This is a genomic window from Tepidibacillus decaturensis, from assembly GCF_001561915.1.
GTDB lineage: Bacteria > Bacillota > Bacilli > Tepidibacillales > Tepidibacillaceae > Tepidibacillus_B > Tepidibacillus_B infernus.
In genome coordinates this window covers 1,858,011-1,862,942 of record NZ_LSKU01000001.1, presented here as the reverse complement: position 1 = coordinate 1,862,942, position 4,932 = coordinate 1,858,011, and the positions used below count along the sequence as shown (strand labels likewise).

General features: G+C 35.8%; 4 protein-coding genes and 1 pseudogene. 3 read left to right on the top strand and 2 right to left on the bottom strand.

The genetic code is table 11. The features are described 5' to 3' along the window. Positions 1 to 88: 88 nt before the first annotated feature. Positions 89 to 1,238, bottom strand: a pseudogene (locus tag U473_RS08805) (iron-containing alcohol dehydrogenase). Between the two features lie 315 nt (positions 1,239 to 1,553). Between U473_RS08805 and U473_RS15525 the strand changes: the two are divergent. The 3 genes from U473_RS15525 to queF all read left to right on the top strand — a co-directional run bounded on the left by U473_RS15525 (position 1,554) and on the right by queF (position 4,203). Further along, positions 1,554 to 2,861 (top strand): globin-coupled sensor protein, encoded by a 1,308-nt coding sequence (locus tag U473_RS15525; protein WP_068725432.1) that lies wholly within the window; start codon positions 1,554 to 1,556, stop codon positions 2,859 to 2,861. A gap of 207 nt (positions 2,862 to 3,068) precedes the next feature. Further along, positions 3,069 to 3,737, top strand: coding sequence for a queuosine precursor transporter (locus U473_RS08795; RefSeq protein WP_068725430.1), 669 nt, complete (start codon positions 3,069 to 3,071; stop codon positions 3,735 to 3,737). Between the two features lie 43 nt (positions 3,738 to 3,780). Continuing rightward, the gene (queF, locus tag U473_RS08790; RefSeq protein ID WP_068725428.1) at positions 3,781 to 4,203 is read left to right on the top strand and encodes a preQ(1) synthase; all 423 of its coding nucleotides are present in this window, start codon (positions 3,781 to 3,783) and stop codon (positions 4,201 to 4,203) included. Between the two features lie 47 nt (positions 4,204 to 4,250). On the opposite strand, the gene U473_RS08785 is transcribed toward queF, so the two are convergent. Next, positions 4,251 to 4,932: YrrS family protein (locus U473_RS08785; RefSeq protein ID WP_082732454.1), on the bottom strand; the 682-nt coding region annotated here is incomplete at its 5' end.

Sequence of the window (4,932 nt, the reverse complement as noted above, 5' to 3'; positions counted from 1 at the left end):
TGGGAGACTTCTTTCGGAGGGAAGTTAAAGTTAAACGGCTGCTGCCTAAGGAATTTTTGGCTACAGCCGCCTAATAGATCAGTCTCAATTACATTGCATTTTTAAAGATTTGCATGATTTCCTCTAAGGTTGCTTTTCTTGGATTGGTAAGGTGTGTGGCATCTTTTTGCGCATTCGTTGCCATAATCTCGAAATCTTCTTCTTTTACACCTAACTCCGCTAATCCTGATGGAATTCCAATCGATGTAGATAATCTCTTAATTGCCTCAATCGCTTTTTGAGCTGCTTCATTTACTGAAAGTCCGTCAATATTTTCACCCATTGCTACTGCTATATCACGGAAACGTTCAGGAGCAGCAATAAGGTTAAATTGCTCAACATGTGGGAGTAGAATTGCATTACATACACCATGTGGTAAATTATAATAACCACCCAATTGATGAGCCATTGCATGAACATAGCCTAGACTTGCATTGTTAAATGCCATTCCTGCTAAGAATTGAGCATATGCCATTTTTTCACGAGCTTCCATATTGGAACCATTTGCAACAGCTTTTGGTAAGTACTCAGAAATAATTTCAATCGCCATTAACGCAGCAGAATCTGTTAATGGATTCGCATCTGTTGATACATATGCTTCAATGGCATGGGTTAATGCATCCATTCCTGTTGCAGCTGTTAGTGATGGTGGCATTCCTACCATTAACTCTGGATCGTTAATCGATACGGCAGGAGTAACTCTCCAATCGACAATAGCCATTTTTACTTTACGGCTTGTGTCAGTAATAATGCAGAAACGTGTCATTTCAGATGCAGTACCAGCGGTTGTGTTCACAGCCACGAATGGTACAAACGGATTACTGGATTTATCTACTCCCTCATAATCGTGGATTTTTCCACCATTTGCGGCTACAAGTCCAATGCCTTTCGCATAGTCATGTGATGATCCACCACCTAAGGAAACCAGTGCATCACAACCATTTTCTTTCCATACTTTAAGACCATCTTCTACATTACGGTCGGTTGGATTAGGTTCTGCGCCATCAAAGATCACAACATCTAAACCAGCCTCTTGAATCAAGCCTTTTACTTGATCAGCCATTCCTATTTTCGCTAAAAAAATCTGTAACGATTAAAACCTTTTTCCCTCCTAATGTGTTAATCCGCCCCCCAACTTCTTTCACAGTTCCTACACCAAATAAATTGACTGTAGGAATAAAATAACCGCTTACTCTCATTTTTCGCACTCTCCATTTTTTATTTTGGTTCTTAAAAGGAACCACTACTAATAAAAAATTGTATATAACTTGTAAAAATATTGAATTACCTTTTATTTAGTATAATCCTATATACAAGAAAATTTAAGTAATGATTCCAAAAATTAATTATTTAGACAAATGTGTGATAAAAGTGTGAAAACTTTAAGTGGTGATTAGTTCACCAACACTTCTATGTGTGATAATAATATGATTTTTATAGTCAAAGGATCTTAATCTTGTTACAATACTCTTTAGTTGGAATATGTTGGACAAATTATGTTAGGGGTGTAACAGATGTTCAAACGTAAGAGTATAGAGGATGGTATCCATCACAATGAAAATCAATGGAATAGGCACAATGTAACACTAAAGGTAACTGAGAATGAAATCAAACAAAAATTATCAATGTTAGGGATTACAGATGAAACATTAAAAATAATGAGGGAACAAGAAGCATTGTTTGAAGAACATGCAGATGAAATAGTAGATCAATTTTATGAAAAAATTAAAACCATTCCTCTTTTGGAAGGGATTGTTAAACAACATAGTACATTTGAACGCTTAAAAATTACTCAAAAACAATACTTTTTGAGTCTAACTGATGGTGTGGTCGATGAACAATATGTGATGAATCGTAGGAAGATTGGAAGAGTGCATGACCGGATCCGCTTAGACTCTGAATGGTTTTTTGGTGCTTATCAACTTTACTACAAATCTGTTTTTCCACTTCTCACAAAAAAATATGAGGGTGATCCAAGACTTTCGGAAGTTTTGTTGGCATTCACAAAATTAACTACATTTGATATGCAATTAGTAGAAGAAACGTATATAGATTCTTATACCTCAAAAATGTTAAAACTGGATGATATCAAGCGACTAGAAAAGAGATTGCTAGATTCTAGTGAATCCCTTGTCGCTAATGCAGAACAAACATCAACTTCTGTTCAGAATATGTATGCAAGTTCTGAAGAAATTACTGCAGCAACAGAGGAAGCAACAGCTCATGCAGAAAAGGTCCAAGAAATGGCCTTACATAGTGGAAAGGTTGTAGAAGATACACTGTCTCAAATTCATGCGATTGAAGAACAGATGATTCAATTACAGGAAAGCACCTCTCGAATCAACGAACATTCTAAGAAGATTGGAGAAATTATTTCTTTAATCCATGGAATTGCAAAGCAAACCAACATATTGGCTTTAAACGCAACGATTGAGGCTGCAAGAGCTGGAGAACATGGAAAAGGGTTTGCAGTCGTAGCTGGTGAAGTAAAAAATCTTGCTCAAAGCACTCAGCAGGCCCTTGAAGATATTAGTGATTTAATTAAGAAATCACATGTTGCTGTTGAAGAAATGTTAAGTGTCGTGAAACAAACAAATACTTCCGTTCATCAAGGGAGCAAATATACGGAGCAATTACAGTTGGAGCTAGCTGAGATGATGGGCGGAATCCATAATAATCTAGAACAAGTGACGACGGTAAGTAAACAAATCAAACACCTTACTGAAATCTCAGAGCAAATTTCCGATTCTAGCCAAGAAGTAGCCGATTTGGCTGAAAAACTCCATTATATTGGTGAGGAGCTATCTACTAAGCTGAAATAAATAGGAAATTATTTTTACTTGCATTTTTTTAAAAATTGATGCATAATTTATATTTGTGAAAATTGAATCCTTCGTTGTTTAGTGGGTAAACCAACGTAAAAAATACCACCAGTTGAGATATCAAGCCCTGGTGAAGGGCTTTTTTCTTTTTCTCCACTTCAACAACATTAGGATTTCACCAAATTATTAAGAAGGGAGAAATCTAAAATGAATCGTCAAGAAAAGTATTTTATTGTGTTGTCTGGTTTATTTACCGGATTATTGGTTTTAGCTAATATTATTGCAACAAAGATCATTACCATTCAATTTGGACAAAATGCTTTCTTTGTTCCTGCAGCAGTTCTAGCCTATGCTCTAACTTTTACGATTACGGATGCCATATCTGAGGTATGGGGCAAAGAACGAACCAATTGGCTTGTTTTCACAGGATTTATAACATCTGTGATTTCCGCTTTATTGGTTAAGTTAGCAATTCAAATGCCATCAGCCCCATTTTGGACTGGCCAAGAAGCATTTCAAGAGATCCTTGGATCTAATCTAAGAATCACCTTAGCAGGGATGATCGCTTATTTAGTTAGTCAATATCATGATGTTTGGGCCTTCCATTTTCTTAAGGAGAAAACAAAGGGAAGAAAGTTATGGTTACGAAACAATGTATCTACTTCTGTGTCCCAATTATTAGATACCACGATTTTTATAACAATTGCTTTTTATGGTGTGATCCCAAACTTATTCACAATGATATTGACACAATATGCAATAAAATTGATGATTGCAGTTCTTGATACTCCAGTCGTTTATGGATTAGTCTATCTTATCCGAAATGAAAAAGGGAAAACAGTAGAAGAAAAAGTTTCAACACAATCGATTGCATAAGAAGGAAACACAATATCATACACTAAGGAAAAGAGGGAATAACATGGCACAAGTAGAAATGAATCATGAGAAGTACAAAAATATTCGTTTTGATATTGAGGATGAAAGTGTAATTTTAGTAGATATTTTGGAGACTATTCCTAATGAATATGTAGGAAAAGATACCTTAGTTACGATTCCAACCACTGAATTTACATCTGTTTGTCCGTGGTCCGGTTTGCCTGATTTTGCAGATGTAAAAATCACTTATATACCCAAGGAAGAATTGATTGAGATGAAATCTCTTAAATACTACTTAACTTCATACAGAAATGTAGGGATCTATCAAGAACATGCAACCAATCGTATTCTTGAAGATTTGGTTCGCCTATGTGACCCAAAATGGATGAAGATTGAAGCGGTATGGAATGCCCGTGGAGGTTTGGGTACCACCGTCATTGTGGAATACCCTGAAAAACGATCATAACAAGATAACATTTTTGACAAAAAGGCTCTTGTGATCATTCACAAGAGCTATCTTTTAATATATGGATTTTGATCTAATACATTGACTTCTACTGGCTTCCAGCCTTCATTTGTTACCCACTCAAGTTTTACCTCATAAGGCGTTTCTTTGGTCATACTTGTGCTCACTACTCCTCTAGCAAGATTTGGGGCTCCACCATTTTCAAGTCTCCAAATAATCATTTGTTCCTCTGATAGATTCGTAGCATAAGTGATTGCCTTCACCATTTCCTGCCAATCGATAGATTCCTTTGTAAAGGTTGTGATATGAGGTTCTTCTTGTTTAGTACCTATAGGCTGCCATTGTCCATTTTCCGTAAATTCGTTTGAATTGGATTCGCTATTTGAAGGTTGATCCGTTTGTTCTTCTCCTGTTTTTTCTTTTTTATCTATTGTTTTATTTTCATCAATATTTTGATCAAGGTTTTGGTCGTTATTAGTTGTCGTTTCATCAGTTGAATCGTTGCTATTATCATTATTCTCTGCACCATTTTTTATTTCTGAATTAACTTGTTGTTGGTCTGATTGATTGATAGCGTCCACAATCATTGCAATGAGTATTCCACTAACAAAGAGAATACTAGCAATTAATACTAGTTTGATCAAAACTCTAGGAAAATGCCCCTTTTCCCTTGCTTTGCTCTTAGATGAACGTGATGGAAATGGTTTTTCAGTATTAAAGTGATTAGCC